Source organism: Marivita sp. (assembly GCF_022763305.1).
Lineage (GTDB): Bacteria > Pseudomonadota > Alphaproteobacteria > Rhodobacterales > Rhodobacteraceae > Marivita.
In genome coordinates, this window is the sequence record NZ_JALEGT010000041.1 from 112,650 (window position 1) to 128,525 (window position 15,876).

A 15,876-nucleotide genomic window follows, 5' to 3' on the forward strand; every position below is an offset into this window, starting at 1 on the left:
TGTAGGTGTCAGCCACGATGCCTTAGATGCTCATGCAGACATATTTCATCTCGAGGAATTCCTCGATGCCGTGATGGCTTCCTTCGCGGCCCAGACCGGACTGTTTGACGCCACCGAACGGGGCCACCTCGGTCGAGATGATGCCGGTGTTCACGCCGACGATGCCGTATTCCAGCGCCTCGGCGACCTTGTACACGCGGCTGAGATCCTTGGCGTAGAAATAGCTTGCCAGACCGAAGATCGTGTCATTCGCCAGTTCGATCACGTCATCCTCGGTCTCGAACTTGAAGAGCGGGGCGAGCGGGCCGAAGGTTTCCTCGGTCGAGAACGCCATGTCGCGGGTGGCTCCGGTCACGATGGTCGGCGCGATGAAATTGCCATCGTTGCTGCCGGACTCGTCGCCCAGAATGACCTGCGCGCCCTTGGATTTGGCATCGGCGATATGCTCGCGCACCTTGTCGAGGGCTTCGGGGTTGATCAGCGGGCCAAGATCGGTGTCCGCCTCAAGCCCGTCGCCGACCTTCATCTTGGAGACCCTGTCCTTCAGTTTCTGCGCGAAGGCGTCATAGACACCGGCCTGCACGTAGATGCGGTTCGCACATACGCAGGTCTGGCCATTGTTGCGGAACTTGCACATGATCGCGCCGTCGACCGCCGCATCGAGATCGGCATCGTCGAACACGATGAAGGGCGCGTTGCCACCCAGCTCCATCGAACACTTCATCACCTGATCGGCCGCTTGCCGGAGCAGGATGCGGCCCACCTCGGTGGAGCCGGTGAAGGTGATCTTGCGCACTGCCGGGTTCTCGCACATCTCCTTGCCCACTTCGGAAGCCGAGGACGAAGGCACGATGTTCAGCACGCCCGCCGGGATGCCCGCGCGTTCGGCCAGCACACCCAGAACAATGGCCGACAGTGGCGTTTCCGCCGCGGGACGCGCGACAAAGCTGCACCCGGCAGCCAGCGCCGGACCCGCCTTGCGGGTGATCATCGCGTTCGGGAAGTTCCAAGGTGTGATCGAGCCGACAACGCCGATGGGCTGCTTCATCACCATGATGCGCTTATCGCGCTGGTGGCCGGGGATGGTTTCGCCGTAGATGCGCTTGGCCTCTTCGGCGAAGAATTCGATGAAGGATGCGCCATAGGCGATCTCGCCCTTGGCCTCGGCCAGTGGCTTGCCCTGTTCGGCAGTCAGGATTGTTGCCAGATCGTCCTGGTTTTCCATCATCAGGTCGAACCACTTGCGCAGAACGGCAGAGCGTTCCTTGCCGGTCCACTTGGCCCATTCCTTCTGCGCCTTTTCGGCGGCGGCAATCGCATCGGCCACCTGGGCGCGGGACAGGTCGGCCACTTCGGCAATCGTGTCGCCGCGCGCCGGGTTGTCCACCGGGAAGGTGCCATCATCCCCGTCGATCCAAGCGCCGTTGACATAGGCGCGGGTTTCCAGCAGCGATGGATCCTTGAGAAGGCTGGCAAGGTTTGTTGTCTGGTCGAGCATGGAGTCCCTCCGGATTAAGTGCTGACAAAGGTGGAACACTTGCTAGATGCAATGACAAGTGCAGATCTTTCGGAGCCGTGACGTGGAATTGGACGACGCCTACGCCAACAGCAAGCATATCCCCAACGGGGACGGGTTCCCAGCCATCTGGCGGGCGGATGCGGATTCCTATCGTCAAAGAATGTCGGTGCTGGGCCGCGCCAGGCTGGGGGTCATGTACGGACACGGAACGCGCGAAATCGTCGATCTGTTCCTGCCGGATGGCGTGCCCAAGGGGCTGGTGGTGTTTGTGCACGGCGGGTTCTGGCGGCAGACCGAAGGGGCACTCTGGTCACATCTGGCGCAGGGCGCGGTGGACAGTGGCTGGGCCGTGGCAATGCCGACCTATGACCTGTGCCCACGGGTGCGGATTTCCGACATCACCCGCCAGGTGGCCACCGCCATTTCCGTAATCGCGCGCGAGGTGTCCGGGCCAATCCGTCTGGCCGGGCATTCTGCGGGCGGGCATCTGGTGGCGCGGATGCTGGACTCCGGCGTTCTGCCCGAGGATGTGCGGGCGCGCATTGCCCGATGTGTGCCGATCTCGCCCCTGTCCGATCTGCGCCCGCTGCTGCGCACTTCGATGAACGCTGACTTTAAACTGGACGAGGCGCAGGCCCTCGCCGAAAGCCCGGTTGCGATGGCCCCACCGGACATTCCGGTGACGGTCTGGGTCGGAAGCGACGAACGCCCCGCCTTTCTGGATCAGGCGCAATGGCTTGCCGATGCGTGGGGATGTCCCATCGTCATCGACGCGGGCACGCATCATTTTGACGTCATAAATGGCATGACCCGGTCGGACAGCCCCCTGATGCGGGCAATTCTCGACACCCCGTCTTGACACTTCCCGGATTTCGGAAAGAGCTTCCGACGCGAAATGTCTTTTTCGGACCTCGATTTGACTGAAAAAGGCAGGCTGCGGTGCTGAACCCCGTGCGAGTGTCGCCGGGAAGGAGTCGATGGACATGCGCTATTCTGGATTTCGGGTCATCAAGGAAGCCCTGACCGGCCATCGCGGCTGGGGGCCTGCGTGGCGCGACCCTGACCCCAAACCCGACTATGATTACGTCATCATCGGTGGCGGCGGGCATGGCTTGGCGACGGCGTATTACCTTGCCAAGGAATACAAGCAGGCGAGCATCGCAGTGCTGGAAAAGGGTTGGATCGGCGGCGGCAATGTCGGGCGGAACACCACGATTGTCCGCTCGAACTACTTGCTCGACGGGAACGAGCCGTTCTACGAATTCTCGCTCAAGCTCTGGGAAGGGCTGGAGCAGGACCTGAACTACAACGCCATGATGAGCCAGCGCGGGATCATCAACCTGATGCATTCCGACGCCCAGCGCGACGCCTATATCCGGCGCGGCAACGCGATGATCCTGAACGGCGCGGATGCGCAGCTTCTGGATCAGAAGCAGGTATTGGAAAAGTACCCGTTCCTCAATGTGAAGAACGCCCGCTTCCCTGTCATGGGTGGCCTCTTGCAAGCGCGTGCAGGCACCGCGCGGCATGATGCGGTGGCGTGGGGCTATGCTCGCGCGGCGGACCAGCGCGGCGTGGACATCATCCAGAATTGCGAAGTGACCGGGTTCAGGATCGAAGGCGGCAAAATCCTCGGGGTCGAGACTTCGCGTGGCTATATCGGGGCGAAGAAGGTCGGCGCCTGCGTTGCCGGATCGTCGTCCAAGGTCATGGCCTATGCCGGGATGCGCCTGCCCATCGAAAGCCATGTGCTTCAGGCCTTTGTGTCCGAAGGTTTGAAACCGGTGCTGCCCGGTGTCATCACCTTTGGCGCGGGGCATTTCTATTGCAGTCAGTCCGACAAGGGCGGGCTTGTTTTTGGCGGCAATATCGACGGCTACAATTCCTACGCCCAGCGCGGCAACCTGCCGATGGTCGAGGACGTGATGGAAGAGGCGATTGCCATGTTCCCGATGCTGGGCCGCGCGCGTCTGCTGCGGTCCTGGGGCGGGATCATGGACATGTCGATGGATGGCACGCCGATCATCGACAAGACCCATATCGACGGGCTCTATTTCAACGGCGGCTGGTGCTATGGCGGGTTCAAGGCAACCCCTGCGTCGGGCTTTGTCTATGCCCATCTTCTGGCCACCGACACACCGCACAAAACCGCCACAGCATTCCGACTGGACCGGTTCCACACCGGGCACATGGTCGACGAAAAAGGGATGGGCAATCAGCCCAATCTGCACTGATGATCATCAACCATCCGCTTCTGGGCCCCCGCGATTCCAGCGAATTCGTCTATCTGGGCGATGCGTGCCTGATAAACCGTCCTGACTGGCAGGCCGACGATGCGCTGGACCAGTTCATCGAGTATGGCCACACCCGCGACAACCCGGCGGGGCTTCACCGAGAGCTTTGGTATCACGAACAAGGGGACCGTTCGTGGCTGGTGGTGACCCGCAACACCGTCACGCATGAGATCACGCAGGTGGAACTGGCCCGCGACGTGGCCCGGGCAGAGGGGCGGTCGAAATGAGCCAGAAGAACCGTTTGGACGGCGGGCTGATCGACCGGTCCGAAACATGGTCGTTCGGCTTCGACAGCCAGTACTACAAGGGCCACAAGGGCGACACGCTGGCCTCGGCCTTGCTGGCAAATGGCGTGCGGCTGATGGGACGGTCGTTCAAGTACCATCGCCCGCGCGGGCCGATGACCGCCGGGTCGGAAGAACCCAACGCGATTGTCGAACTGCGCGAAGGCGCGCGGAAGGAACCCAACACGCGGGCGACAACCATCGAGCTTTACGACGGGCTGCGCGCCAATTCACAGAACCGCTGGCCGTCGCTGAAATTCGACGCGATGGAGGTAAACGACCTTCTGTCCAACTTCTTTGCCGCCGGGTTCTACTACAAGACCTTCATGTGGCCCGCCGCGTTCTGGGAAAAGGTGTACGAGCCGATCATCCGCCGCGCCGCCGGTCTGGGGTCGCTCAGCCTTCAGGATGACCCGGATGGCTATGACAAGGGATTCCTGCATTGTGATCTGCTGATTATCGGCGGCGGCCCTGCTGGTCTGGCGGCGGCGCTGACTGCTGGCGAAAGCGGCGCGCGGGTGATCCTCTGTGACGAGGATTTCCTGATCGGGGGTCGTCTGAACCTTGAGACCTATGCGGTCGGCGGCATGACCGGCGCGGCTTGGGCGGCGGAAACCGTCGCGCGCTTGCAGGCGATGCCGAATGTCCGCGTGATGCCGCGCACGACGGTGATCGGCGCGTTCGATCACGGCATCTACGGCGCGGTGGAACGGGTGAGCGATCACCTTGCGGTGCCGGAAGACGGCAAGCCCCGGCAGATCCTGTGGCGCATCACCTCCAAGCGCGCGCTTCTTTGCGCCGGGGCCACGGAACGCCCGATCGTGTTCGAGAACAACGACCGCCCCGGCATCATGCAGGCCAGCGCCGTGCGCGCCTATGCAAACCGCTGGGCCACGACGCCCGCGCAGCAGGTGGCGATCTTTACCAACAACGACGACGGGCACCGCACCGCCTCCGATCTGGTGGCGAAAGGTGTTGAGGTCGTTTCAGTAATCGACACCCGCGTCGATGCGCCGACCTCGTCGGACTATGACGTGATCGCAGGTGGCGTGATCGACCAGACATGGGGGCGGCTGGGCCTCACGCAGATCGAGGTGAAGATGCCCAAGGGCGGCATCCGCCGGATCAAGTGCGGGGCGCTGGGTGTCTCTGGCGGTTGGAACCCGAATGTGCATCTCACCTGCCATCAAGGCGGTCGGCCCGTCTGGAACGAGGCGCTTGCGGCATTTGTCCCCAGTGGAACTCTGCCGCCAGGCATGACCGTTGCGGGTGCTGCAGATGGCGTCTTTTCCACCCATGGCGCGCTGCAGTCCGGCGCAGACGGGGCCAAGGCGATCCTTGCCGATCTTGGTATCAAGGCCACCGACCCTGCCCTGCCCGAGGCCGAAGACACTCCGGTCAAAATCACCCCGTTCTGGCACGTCAAGACCGCCAAACGCGCATGGGTGGACCAGCAGAACGATGTGACCGCCAAAGACATCAAGCTGGCGCATCAGGAGAACTATGTCTCGGTCGAACACCTCAAGCGCTACACGACGCTGGGCATGGCGACCGATCAGGGAAAGACCTCGAACATCGCAGGTCTGGCGATCATGGCCGAGGTTGCGGGCAAGGCGATCCCCGAAGTGGGCACCACCATGTTTCGTCCGCCCTATACGCCAACGGCGATGGGTGTCTTCGCAGGCCGCGCATGGGGCATGGAAACACGTCCGACGCGCCTCACACCCAGCCACGCATGGGCCAAGGAGCAAGGCGCGGTTTTCACCGAAGCCGGGCTCTGGCTGCGCGCGCAGTGGTACCCGAAACCGGGCGAAACCCATTGGCGTCAAAGCTGCGACCGCGAGGTGATGCAGACCAGCAAATCCGTGGGCGTCTGCGACGTGACTTCTCTGGGCAAGATCGACGTGCAGGGCGCGGATGCCGCAGAGTTCCTCAACAAAGTCTACTGCAACGGCATGGCCAAGCTGCCGGTCGGCAAGGTGCGCTATGGCCTGATGCTGCGCGAGGACGGGATTGTCATGGATGACGGCACCGCCGCGCGGCTGGCCGAGGATCATTTCGTCGTCACGACCACCACCGCCAAGGCGGTTCCGGTCTATCGGCACCTCGAGTTCGTACGCCAGTGTTTATACCCCGATATGGACGTGCAGTTGATCTCGACCACCGAAGCCTGGGCACAATTCTCGGTCGCCGGGCCGAATTCCCGCAAGCTTTTGGAAAAGATCGTGGACGACGGCGTGGACCTGTCGAACGAGGCGTTCCCCTTCATGGCCTGCGCGGAAATCACCATCTGCGGCGGCCTGCGCGCGCGGCTGTTCCGCATCTCGTTCTCGGGCGAGCTGGCTTATGAAATCGCTGTGCCGACCCGCTATGGCGACGCGCTGGTACGGCGGTTGATGCAGGCCGGCGAAGAATTCGACGTGGTCCCCTACGGCCTTGAAGCGCTGAATGTCATGCGCATCGAGAAAGGCCACGTGACCGGCAACGAGTTGAACGGCACGACCACGGCGCTGAACCTTGGCATGGGCCGGATGGTATCCAAGGCCAAGGACTCCATCGGATCGAAACTGTCGGAACGTCCGGGCCTGAATGAACCCGACGCGCTGAAACTGGTGGGGCTGAAGCCGGTAAACCCCGAGCACAAGGTGCCCGCAGGCGCGCATCTGATGACCAAGGGCGACAAGGTCACAGCGTCCAACGATCAGGGCTATGTGACCTCGGCCTGCTACTCCCCGAACCTTGGCTGCCACATCGCGCTTGGCTTCCTGAAGTCCGGCGACTCGCGGATCGGAGAAACCATCCGCCTTGTCAGCCCGCTGACCGGCGTCGATCACGAGGTCGAGGTAGTCAGCCCGCATTTCTTTGACCCGGAAGGAGAGCGGCTCCGTGCATGATCTGGCCCCCCTGTGCGCCCTTGGCGGCGCAGAACCGCACACCGATCAGGTGGCAGGTGTCACCCTGACCGAGACCCCCGGTCACGCGCTCGCCTCTGTCGCTGCGCGACTGGGACAGGAAACCGCCTGCGCCGATCACCTTGGCACGCTGCTGGGCGCAGATGCGCCGGGCGTGGGGGCCTGGGTACGGTCGGACCCGATCTCGGCCTTCTGGATGGGGCCGGATCAGTGGATGGTCATCGCCCCCGTCGCCACACACGAAGACCTTGCCGCGCAGTTGATCCAGCGCTTCGGCACCAGCGCGTCGATCACCGAACAGACCGACGCCTGGGTGTGGTTCGACATGCAGGGAGACGGCATCGAACAGGTGATGCAGCTTTGCGCCAATATCGACATCGAAAAGATGCCGGTGGGGGCCGCCGCACGCAGCGTGATCCACTACATGGGGGTCTATGTTCTGCGCAGCGCGCCGGATGCGCTGACGATCCTTGGCGGGCGCTCGTCCGCCGGGTCTTTGCACCATGCGCTGTTGACGGCGATGAAATCCGCGCTGTAGCCACGGCGGAACCTTTTCCAACGTATCGCGTTCCCGTCCCGAACAGGAACAACGGTGCGTTTCGGAAAACATCATGCCCATTCGGCCAGCGTCGGCCTTTGCCTCTGGCGCCGACAGCCTAGCCCAGCGTGCCCGGCCACGGGTTGTTGGACTCACCATTGCAAAGCACGCCCTGATCTTCGTGATCCTCTGCGCACCGCCCGCCATCTGGGCCGCGATCGAGCACGCCTGGGCGATGCTGATCGCTCTGGCTGTGCCGTCTTGCTGCGCGATGGCGATCTTTGCCGCAACCTATCGCATCGCGCTCCCCGAGGACCTGAGGCGGATCGAAGCCATCGTGACCGTTGCCCTGATCCTGCTGATCGGTGCCTTGCTGGCCGTTCCTGCCTTGCTGACGCTCGGCATGCCGTTTCACGCGGCCTTTTTCGAGTCGATGAGCGGTGTCACGACAACCGGGCATTCGGTGGCGAGCGGAACGCAGGATTGGCCTTTTGCAGCGCATTTCCTGCGCGCCTGGCTGCAATGGTGCGGCGGGCTTGTCATGGCAACGGCAGTTCTGGCCCTGCTCATCCCGGCAGGTGTTCCGGCCCAGAGACTGGGACGGGCCGGCATCGACCAGGGGGATCGGATCGCATCGACCCGTGTGCAGGCGCGGCAGTTGCTGACGGTGTACCTTGGTCTGACCGTCATGATGGCTCTGCCCACCATGCTGATCATTCCGGACTGGCGCGAAGGTCTGGCCCTGACGCTGTCGGCCATATCGACAGCGGGCTTCGCACCTCGCCCGGACAGCCTCGCTTCCTACAGCGCGGCGGGTCAGGGCATCGTGATGCTGACCTGCGTTCTGGGGTCTGTGTCCTTGCTGACCTTCGTCCTGATCGGACAGAAGAAATTCACCGAAGCCTGGTGGCTGGGATCGATCCGACGCGTGATGACCGCGCTCGTGTCTCTCTGCGCAGCCTATGCGGTGATCCTGCTGGCGACCGGGATTTCCTCGCCAGCGACGATCTACGCCGAGATGTCCAACCTGATTTCAGGAATGACAACCGCCGGCTTTTCCACCGGACCGATGCCGGCTTATGGACCAGCCCTGATCATCTTCCTGCTGGCCATGCTGCTGGGGGGCGATGTCGGTTCAACGTCGGGCGGGTTCAAGATTGCCCGCTTCGGGATCCTGTTGCGGACCGTGATTCATGCGATGCGCGACGTGCGTCTGCCAAAGCGGGCAGTCAATCCACTGATGGAGAATGGCAAGAAGGTCGATCCGGATGCGCTGATCAGCCTTCTGGCGCTGTTGATGCTGTATTCCGTGACGATGATCCTGCTGTGGCTGCAATGCCTTGCCCATGGTCTACCGGCGCTTCCCGCCCTCTTCGACATCATCTCGACCCTGTCCACCGTCGGTCTGTCGAGCGGCATCGTGAATGCCGATCTGCCGCCTGACCTGATCGTGACCCTGACCTTCGCGATGTGGCTGGGCCGACTGGAATTCATCGCGGTGCTGGTGCTGCTGGCCCCGTCCACCTGGCTGAAAAGGAGCTGACCGATGCGTGTGGTCATTCTGGGGGCGTCGCGGTTCGGCGCTGCCATTGCCGAGAAACTGATCGAGGAAAACCACGAGGTCGTTCTGATCGACAAGGATCGCGACCGGCTGGAAAAGCTGTCCGAGCGACTGGATTGCGGCATGATCGAAGGCGACGGCACCATGCCTTCGGTGCTTGAGGACACCTATCGCGACGAAAAGGATGCCTTTGTCGCTGTGACGAACGCCTCCGAAGACAACATTCTTGCGGCTCTTGTTGCGCGGTCCATCGGCTTTGGCCGCGTGATCCCGCAGATCGTGTCATCTCAGCTGGTCAATGTCTGTCGTCAGCTGGAACTGCATGACGTGATCAACCCGCATGCAACCGTCGCCGAAAGCATTGCCGACGCGCTCGAGGACAAGACCGCGCTGGATCAGGAAGCGGTGCTGCAGAACGAGCTGAGCCTCAAGCGGATCATGGTGCCCGAACGGCTTGAGGGCACTCCTTTCGGCGAGATCGACCTGCCGGACGGTGTTCGCGGCATTGCAGTCATCAGGGGCGAAAGCGAAAGCCTCTTGTCGAATGACCATGAGCTGTCGTCACAGGACTGTCTGCTCTTTGCCGTGGAACGGTCGCGGCTGGAGGTCCTGAACGCGCTTTTCGACGTGACAGGAACGTGAGATTTCCGCTTTGGAACGGTCTGCCGGAACAGGCGTTGGGCGGGTGAAAGGAGACACCCATGACAGCAGAATTTCTTGTACCGCTTCTGGCCCTCATGACCATGCTCGCGTTCATCGTGTTCGCGCTGGTCAGCAAACATCGGACCGAACAGAAACTCGAAGACCCGCACGCGCCAAAATCGCGCCTTGCCGAGGACGCGCCCAACTCCTGAGCGGCGAATTCCAGACCTGAATGCAAGAAAGCGCTCCGACAGTCCGGGGCGCTTTTTTCTTGCGCATGCTAGTCCGGCGAGAATGGCTGGTAGTCGAAGGTAATCGTGACGCCGTGCCGATCATCTTCATCGATCTGGGTCAACTCGCCGTCCAACTGGCTCGCAAAGGCAAGGATGAGGCGCTTGCCAAGCCCCGTTCCGACCTCGGTCCGGGCATCGGGATCCACGCTGTTCTCGATCGTCAAACGGACGCTGGTGCGATCTTCTGTGGTCGTTTCCTTGAGATGCACCTTGAGCCAGAACGTGCCATCCGGCCCAGGACCACCGTATTTGAACGCGTTCGAAAGCGCTTCCGTCGTGACCATGGCAAGCGGGCTGGTCTGGTCGGGCAAGAGCGTCACGGGATCGAGATCCAGTTCGATCTCCACAGGCCCCTGATCGGCAGAGCCCACCGCGTTGACCTGCGCCACGAGATCCCCAAGCAGCACATCAAAACGGATACGCGTCAGGGACGGTTCCTGGTACAGGGCTCGGTGCACCGACGCGAGGCTCGTGACCCGATCCTGAAACTGGCGCAAGGCGGCGACGGCTTCGGGGCTGGCCACCTGGCGGACCTGCATGTTGATGATCGACGAGATGAGCTGAAGGTTGTTCTTGACCCGGTGATGGACCTCTTTGAGCAGCACTTCGCGCTCGAACACCGCGTTTTCGAGGTCGGCCTCATCCCGCAAAAGCTGGTCAGCCATCGCCTCGAACGTGCCGTTGATCGTCTGAATCTCGCTTGGCGCATCGTCGATCCGCTTGGAAGTTTCGACATCCCGATAGGTGGCGAACCGGCGCATCCTGCGGCCAAGATCACTGATATGGCGCAGAACAAGGCGGTTGAGCGAGATCACCGCGACGATGATCCCGACCAGCCACATCAGAAACGGAAACAGAAGCGTCGAAATCGTGAACCACGGTGCACTGGTCCGTTGGAGCGCGGCCCGCCCCCAGCTGCCAAGTGCGTAGACCTCGCCGGGCAGAATGGGAACGACAGAAATCAGACGGGTCTCTCCGGACCGTGCAGTGGCGGTAAAAAAGCTGCCGGCACGGTCCACGAACCCCTCCAGCGCCAATCCCTCGGGCAGGTAATCCTCAAGAGGTCCTTCCGGCGTAAAGCTCGACAGAGTGTCACCGAACTTGTTGAAGGCCACGAGCGCGACATCACCGTTCTTTCCCGTGGCCGAGTCGGACTGGAGAAGCGGTGTCGTTTCGAACGAGATGGTCACAAAACCCTTGAGCGTGTCATCCGGCGCAAATGACGGATAGGCCACGATGATCACCGGAAGGTCCGATGCGGACCCCTGCGGATTGAAGGTGATATAGGGTTGAGGATTGGCGAACAGTTCTTCCGAACGTTGGTCGGGCAGAAAATCGAAGGTGCGGCCCATGCTGTTGCACCGCGACACGGAACCGGCTTCGAGCAACCCGGCGAAGGCCAGTCTCGGATCGGTTGCGCGGACCCTCTGCATGATGACGGTGCAGTCCTCGATGCTCAGATTGGCGGCTCCCAGCGAGTCGGCCAATGTCTGAGCGGTGCCGATCTTGGTAAACAGGGCGCGCCGCTCGGGTTCGACCAACTGGCTGGTACGGGCATGAATGGACGCTTCGATATTTTCGTTCGTGATGTGCAGGGCGCGCCAGCTTTGACCCATCGCCACGAGACCAATCGGCAGCAGCGCCAGAGACAGCAGAAAGGCAATCCGCACGACAAGCCGCTGGCGAAGAGATTTCACCACGCTCTCTCGACTGTCCGAGACTGCGGTATCAGGGTCAGGTGCTGACATGCAGATTATGTCACCGCAAGGCTGTCAACATCCCGGTGCCAAAGGCCTCCGGGGTGCCCGGTTGGTCCCGTGATCGCCGTGTGCAAGGTCCATGGCATGTCAAGTCCGCCCGAGTGCTGTGTGTTTGTTCCCGGAGGCGAACGCCTCACAGGCCGAGTGGTTCCTATCAGATGGGCATGATTTCCGGAATTTCCGTTAAAAAACGGGATTGTCCCGCAGATGGGTGGAAAATGCCACAATCGCTGTCAGACTGGTCATCCGACGTCAGTCTCTCTAACACATGTGTCGACACTTGGACGATCACGGGGTGATCCTTGGCCAAACTCACGCAGAATCCGCATCGCACGTCCGGCAATCAGGAAAAGGTGCTTGAGGTCGCCATCGGGCGTGCCGTGCGGTCGTTCCGCAAGCAGCAGAAGCTGACCGTGGCGGACCTGTCGAAACAGACCGACATCTCGGTTGGCATGCTGTCCAAGATCGAAAACGGCAACACATCCCCGTCGCTGACCACGTTGCAGACGCTCGCCAATGCGCTCTCTGTGCCGCTGACCGCGTTCTTTCGCGGGTTCGAGGAAAAGCGCGAAGTCGTTCACACGCCCGCGGGGCAAGGCGTCACCATCGAACGCGAAGGCACGCGCGCCGGGCATCAATACAACCTTCTGGGCCATATCGGTGCCAACACCAGTGGCGTGATCGTGGAGCCGTACCTGATCGTGCTGACCTCGGAATCCGACACGTTTCAGACGTTCCAGCATGACGGGATCGAGACGATCTTCATGCTCGAAGGCGCGGTCGATTATCGGCACGGATCGAGGATCTATCCGCTGCGCCCCGGTGACACCCTGTTCTTCGAGGCCGACGCGCCGCATGGGCCGGAAACGCTTGTGGAACTGCCCGCCCGGTATCTGTCGATCATCAGCTACGCCCAAAGCTGAAAAATTAGGCACTCGCGATATTCCTGAGGGGAATATTTCATTCCTCTTGTTGTCGGCTTTCACAGGCGGTGCTATCCAGTGCCATCGTCTTGAACCCCGACAAACCAGAAGGAACGCGGGATGTGTGGAATCGTCGGATTATTCCTCAAGGATCGTTCGCTTGAACCGCAGCTTGGGTCGATGCTGACCGACATGCTGATCACCATGACAGATCGCGGCCCCGACAGCGCGGGGATTGCCATCTATGGCGAGGAAAACCCCAATATCTCCAAGCTGACGGTGCAATCCGACACCCCAGATCAGGACTTCGCCACGCTCGAAGCCGATCTTGGCGCCGCTCTTGGCAGCCCGGTGCATCTGCGCCGCAAAGACACGCATGCGGTGCTGCATATCCCGCGCGGTCAACTGACCGCCGCACGCGCGGCCCTTGGCACGGTGAACCCGAACATCCGCGTGATGTCTTCGGGCGACACGGTGGAAATCTACAAAGAGGTCGGACTGCCCAAAGACGTTGCCGCGCGGTTCGACCTGCGGTCCATGTCCGGCACCCACGGCATCGGCCACACACGCATGGCAACCGAGTCCATGGTGACGACAATGGGCGCGCACCCGTTCAACACCGGGCCGGACCAGTGCCTTGTCCACAATGGATCGCTGTCCAACCACAACCGTCTGCGCCGCAAGCTGCAGCGCGAGGGAATCCACATCGAAACCGAGAACGACACAGAGGTCGGCGCGGCCTACCTCACATGGCGCATGCAGAACGGTGCCACTTTGGGCGAGGCGCTGGAAAGCTCGCTGAACGATCTCGATGGCTTCTTCACCTTCCTTGTCGGCACAAAGGATGGGTTCGGTGTGGTCCGTGACCCCATCGCCTGCAAACCCGCCGTGATGGCCGAAACCGATCAATACGTGGCCTTCGGCAGCGAATATCGCGCGCTGGTCAGCCTGCCGGGCATCGAAGACGCCCGCGTTTGGGAACCGGAACCCGCGACCGTCTATTTCTGGAGCCACGATCACACCTCAACCCCAACCGAAAAGGCCGCCTGAGATGCAGACCATCGACATGGCCACCACCCCCCTGCGCGACCTGAACGCCACGCTTCAGGCGCAGGCCGAGGCGACCAACCAGACCGCATGGGAAATCGTGAACCCCAAGGGCAGCCACGCCATCGCGGTCGGGCTTGATGCCCCTATCGAGGTCACGGTGAAAGGCTCGACCGGCTACTACTGCGCCGGGATGAACAAACAAGCCACAATCACCGTCAACGGATCGGTCGGGCCAGGTGTTGCGGAAAACATGATGTCGGGCACGGTCATCATCGACGGCGATGCCTCTCAGTATGCAGGGGCCACTGGCCATGGCGGCACGCTCATCATCAAGGGAAACGCCTCGTCCCGCTGCGGGATTTCGATGAAGGGCATCGACATCATCGTGCATGGCAATGTCGGCCACATGTCCGCCTTCATGGCGCAGTCGGGCAATCTGGTGGTTTGTGGCGATGCGGGCGATGCGCTGGGCGACTCGATCTACGAGGCGCGACTCTTCGTGCGCGGCTCGGTCAAATCGCTGGGCGCGGACTGCATCGAAAAGGAAATGCGCCCCGAACATATCGCGCTCTTGGCCGACCTGCTGGAACGCGGCGGCTGTGACGCCAAACCAGAAGAGTTCAAGCGCTACGGCTCGGCCCGACAGCTTTACAACTTCAACATCGACAACGCGTATTGAGGGCCGGACCGATGAAAGACGACCACAGCAGCGCCCCGCGCACCGTTCCGATCCAATCCGCCACCTTCTCCAACCCGGTCAACGCCGAAATCCGGCGCGCTGCGGCGACCGGCATCTACGACATTCGCGGCGGTGGGGCAAAGCGCAAGGTGCCCCATTTCGACGACCTGCTCTTCCTTGGCGCGTCAATCTCGCGTTACCCGCTCGAAGGCTACCGCGAGGCGTGCGACACATCTGTCACCCTCGGCACGCGCTACGCGAAAAACCCGATCAAACTCGACATTCCGATCACCATCGCAGGCATGTCCTTCGGCGCGCTGTCCGGCGCCGCCAAAGAGGCGCTTGGCCGCGGCGCGACGCTTGCCGGAACATCCACCACCACCGGCGATGGCGGAATGACTCCCGAGGAACGCGGGCACTCCAAGACGCTGGTCTACCAATACCTGCCCTCGCGCTACGGCATGAACCCCGACGACCTGCGCAAGGCGGACGCCATCGAGGTTGTCGTCGGTCAGGGCGCAAAGCCCGGCGGTGGGGGCATGCTGCTGGGTCAGAAGATCACCGACCGCGTTGCCCAGATGCGCAACCTGCCCAAAGGCATCGACCAGCGGTCCGCCTGCCGTCACCCCGACTGGACCGGGCCGGATGACCTCGAGATCAAGATCCTTGAACTTCGGGAAATCACCGGCTGGAGAGTACCGATCTACATCAAGGTCGGCGGCGCGCGCCCCTATTTCGACACAACGCTGGCGGTCAAGGCAGGCGCCGATGTGGTGGTGATCGACGGGATGCAGGGCGGCACCGCCGCCACTCAGGACGTGTTCATTGAACATGTCGGCATGCCGACGCTGGCTTGTATCCGCGAAGCGGTCCGCGCGCTTGAAGACCTTGGCATGCACCGCGAGGTGCAACTGATCGTGTCGGGCGGCATCCGCACCGGGGCTGACGTTGCCAAATGTATGGCACTTGGCGCGGATGCCGTGTCCATCGGCACCGCTGCCCTGATCGCGCTGGGCGACAACGACCCGAAATGGGAAGCCGAGTACCAGAAGCTTGGCACCACCGCCGGGGCCTATGACGACTGGCACGAAGGCAACGATCCGGCAGGCATCAGCACCCAGAACCCGGACCTCGCCGCGCGCCTTGACCCGGTCGAAGGCGGGCGTCGCCTGCGCAACTACCTCAAGGTGATGACGCTCGAGGCGCAGACCATCGCGCGGGCCTGCGGCAAGAACAAGCTCCACAACCTCGAGCCCGAGGATCTGTGCGCCCTGACGATGGAGGCGGCGGCGATGGCCAAGGTGCCGCTTGCAGGAACCGATTGGTGGCCCGGCAAGCCCGGCACGACATTCTAGAACACACCCAAAGGCGCGGCCCCGATGCTGCGCCTTTTTCAATTCAGAAACAGACAACGGGGAACA

Annotated in this window: 14 protein-coding genes; 12 read left to right on the forward strand and 2 right to left on the reverse strand. The window is 62.1% G+C overall.

Features of this window, described 5'->3' with window-relative positions:
• Positions 1-22: 22 nt before the first annotated feature.
• On the reverse strand, positions 23-1,498 hold the full coding sequence (locus MRY75_RS07850; protein WP_292306685.1) for an NAD-dependent succinate-semialdehyde dehydrogenase: 1,476 nt from the start codon (positions 1,496-1,498) through the stop codon (positions 23-25).
• 82 nt (positions 1,499-1,580) lie between these two features.
• On the opposite strand from MRY75_RS07850, the gene MRY75_RS07855 reads away from it, so the two are divergent.
• From MRY75_RS07855 to MRY75_RS07890, 8 genes are all read left to right on the forward strand, one after another.
• The gene (locus tag MRY75_RS07855) at positions 1,581-2,378 is read left to right on the forward strand and encodes an alpha/beta hydrolase (RefSeq protein WP_292306687.1); all 798 of its coding nucleotides are present in this window, start codon (positions 1,581-1,583) and stop codon (positions 2,376-2,378) included.
• A gap of 124 nt (positions 2,379-2,502) precedes the next feature.
• A complete protein-coding gene (locus tag MRY75_RS07860; RefSeq protein WP_292306689.1) occupies positions 2,503-3,753 on the forward strand; it encodes a sarcosine oxidase subunit beta family protein in 1,251 nt (416 codons plus the stop codon).
• A complete protein-coding gene (locus tag MRY75_RS07865; RefSeq protein WP_292306691.1) occupies positions 3,753-4,040 on the forward strand; it encodes a sarcosine oxidase subunit delta in 288 nt (95 codons plus the stop codon). Before MRY75_RS07860 ends, MRY75_RS07865 begins: the two co-directional genes overlap by 1 nt.
• The gene (locus tag MRY75_RS07870) at positions 4,037-6,991 is read left to right on the forward strand and encodes a sarcosine oxidase subunit alpha family protein (RefSeq protein WP_292306693.1); all 2,955 of its coding nucleotides are present in this window, start codon (positions 4,037-4,039) and stop codon (positions 6,989-6,991) included. Before MRY75_RS07865 ends, MRY75_RS07870 begins: the two co-directional genes overlap by 4 nt.
• The gene (locus tag MRY75_RS07875) at positions 6,984-7,547 is read left to right on the forward strand and encodes a sarcosine oxidase subunit gamma (protein ID WP_292306696.1); all 564 of its coding nucleotides are present in this window, start codon (positions 6,984-6,986) and stop codon (positions 7,545-7,547) included. The genes MRY75_RS07870 and MRY75_RS07875 overlap by 8 nt, the downstream gene beginning before the upstream one ends.
• A gap of 73 nt (positions 7,548-7,620) precedes the next feature.
• Positions 7,621-9,090: a potassium transporter TrkG gene (locus MRY75_RS07880; RefSeq protein ID WP_292306698.1), complete on the forward strand. Its 1,470-nt coding sequence runs from the start codon at positions 7,621-7,623 to the stop codon at positions 9,088-9,090.
• A gap of 3 nt (positions 9,091-9,093) precedes the next feature.
• Positions 9,094-9,750, forward strand: a complete 657-nt coding sequence (locus MRY75_RS07885) for a TrkA family potassium uptake protein (RefSeq protein ID WP_292306700.1) — start codon at positions 9,094-9,096, stop codon at positions 9,748-9,750.
• A 59-nt stretch (positions 9,751-9,809) separates the two neighbouring features.
• The gene (locus tag MRY75_RS07890) at positions 9,810-9,962 is read left to right on the forward strand and encodes a hypothetical protein (protein WP_292306702.1); all 153 of its coding nucleotides are present in this window, start codon (positions 9,810-9,812) and stop codon (positions 9,960-9,962) included.
• A 68-nt stretch (positions 9,963-10,030) separates the two neighbouring features.
• Here MRY75_RS07890 and MRY75_RS07895 read toward each other — a convergent pair whose 3' ends face one another.
• Complete coding sequence (locus MRY75_RS07895; protein ID WP_292306704.1) at positions 10,031-11,740, reverse strand: sensor histidine kinase; 1,710 nt, start codon at positions 11,738-11,740, stop codon at positions 10,031-10,033.
• Positions 11,741-12,105: 365 nt separating this feature from the next.
• Here MRY75_RS07895 and MRY75_RS07900 point away from each other — a divergent pair, with 365 nt between their 5' ends.
• The 4 genes from MRY75_RS07900 to MRY75_RS07915 all read left to right on the forward strand — a co-directional run bounded on the left by MRY75_RS07900 (position 12,106) and on the right by MRY75_RS07915 (position 15,810).
• Positions 12,106-12,726: an XRE family transcriptional regulator gene (locus MRY75_RS07900; RefSeq protein ID WP_292306705.1), complete on the forward strand. Its 621-nt coding sequence runs from the start codon at positions 12,106-12,108 to the stop codon at positions 12,724-12,726.
• 120 nt (positions 12,727-12,846) lie between these two features.
• On the forward strand, positions 12,847-13,776 hold the full coding sequence (locus tag MRY75_RS07905; RefSeq protein WP_292306707.1) for a glutamine amidotransferase family protein: 930 nt from the start codon (positions 12,847-12,849) through the stop codon (positions 13,774-13,776).
• A 1-nt stretch (position 13,777) separates the two neighbouring features.
• A complete protein-coding gene (locus MRY75_RS07910) occupies positions 13,778-14,455 on the forward strand; it encodes a GXGXG domain-containing protein (RefSeq protein WP_292306708.1) in 678 nt (225 codons plus the stop codon).
• Positions 14,456-14,466: 11 nt separating this feature from the next.
• Positions 14,467-15,810 carry an FMN-binding glutamate synthase family protein gene (locus MRY75_RS07915; RefSeq protein ID WP_292306710.1) on the forward strand — a complete coding sequence of 448 codons (1,344 nt, stop codon included), beginning with the start codon at positions 14,467-14,469 and terminating at the stop codon, positions 15,808-15,810.
• The last annotated feature ends 66 nt before the right edge of the window (positions 15,811-15,876 follow it).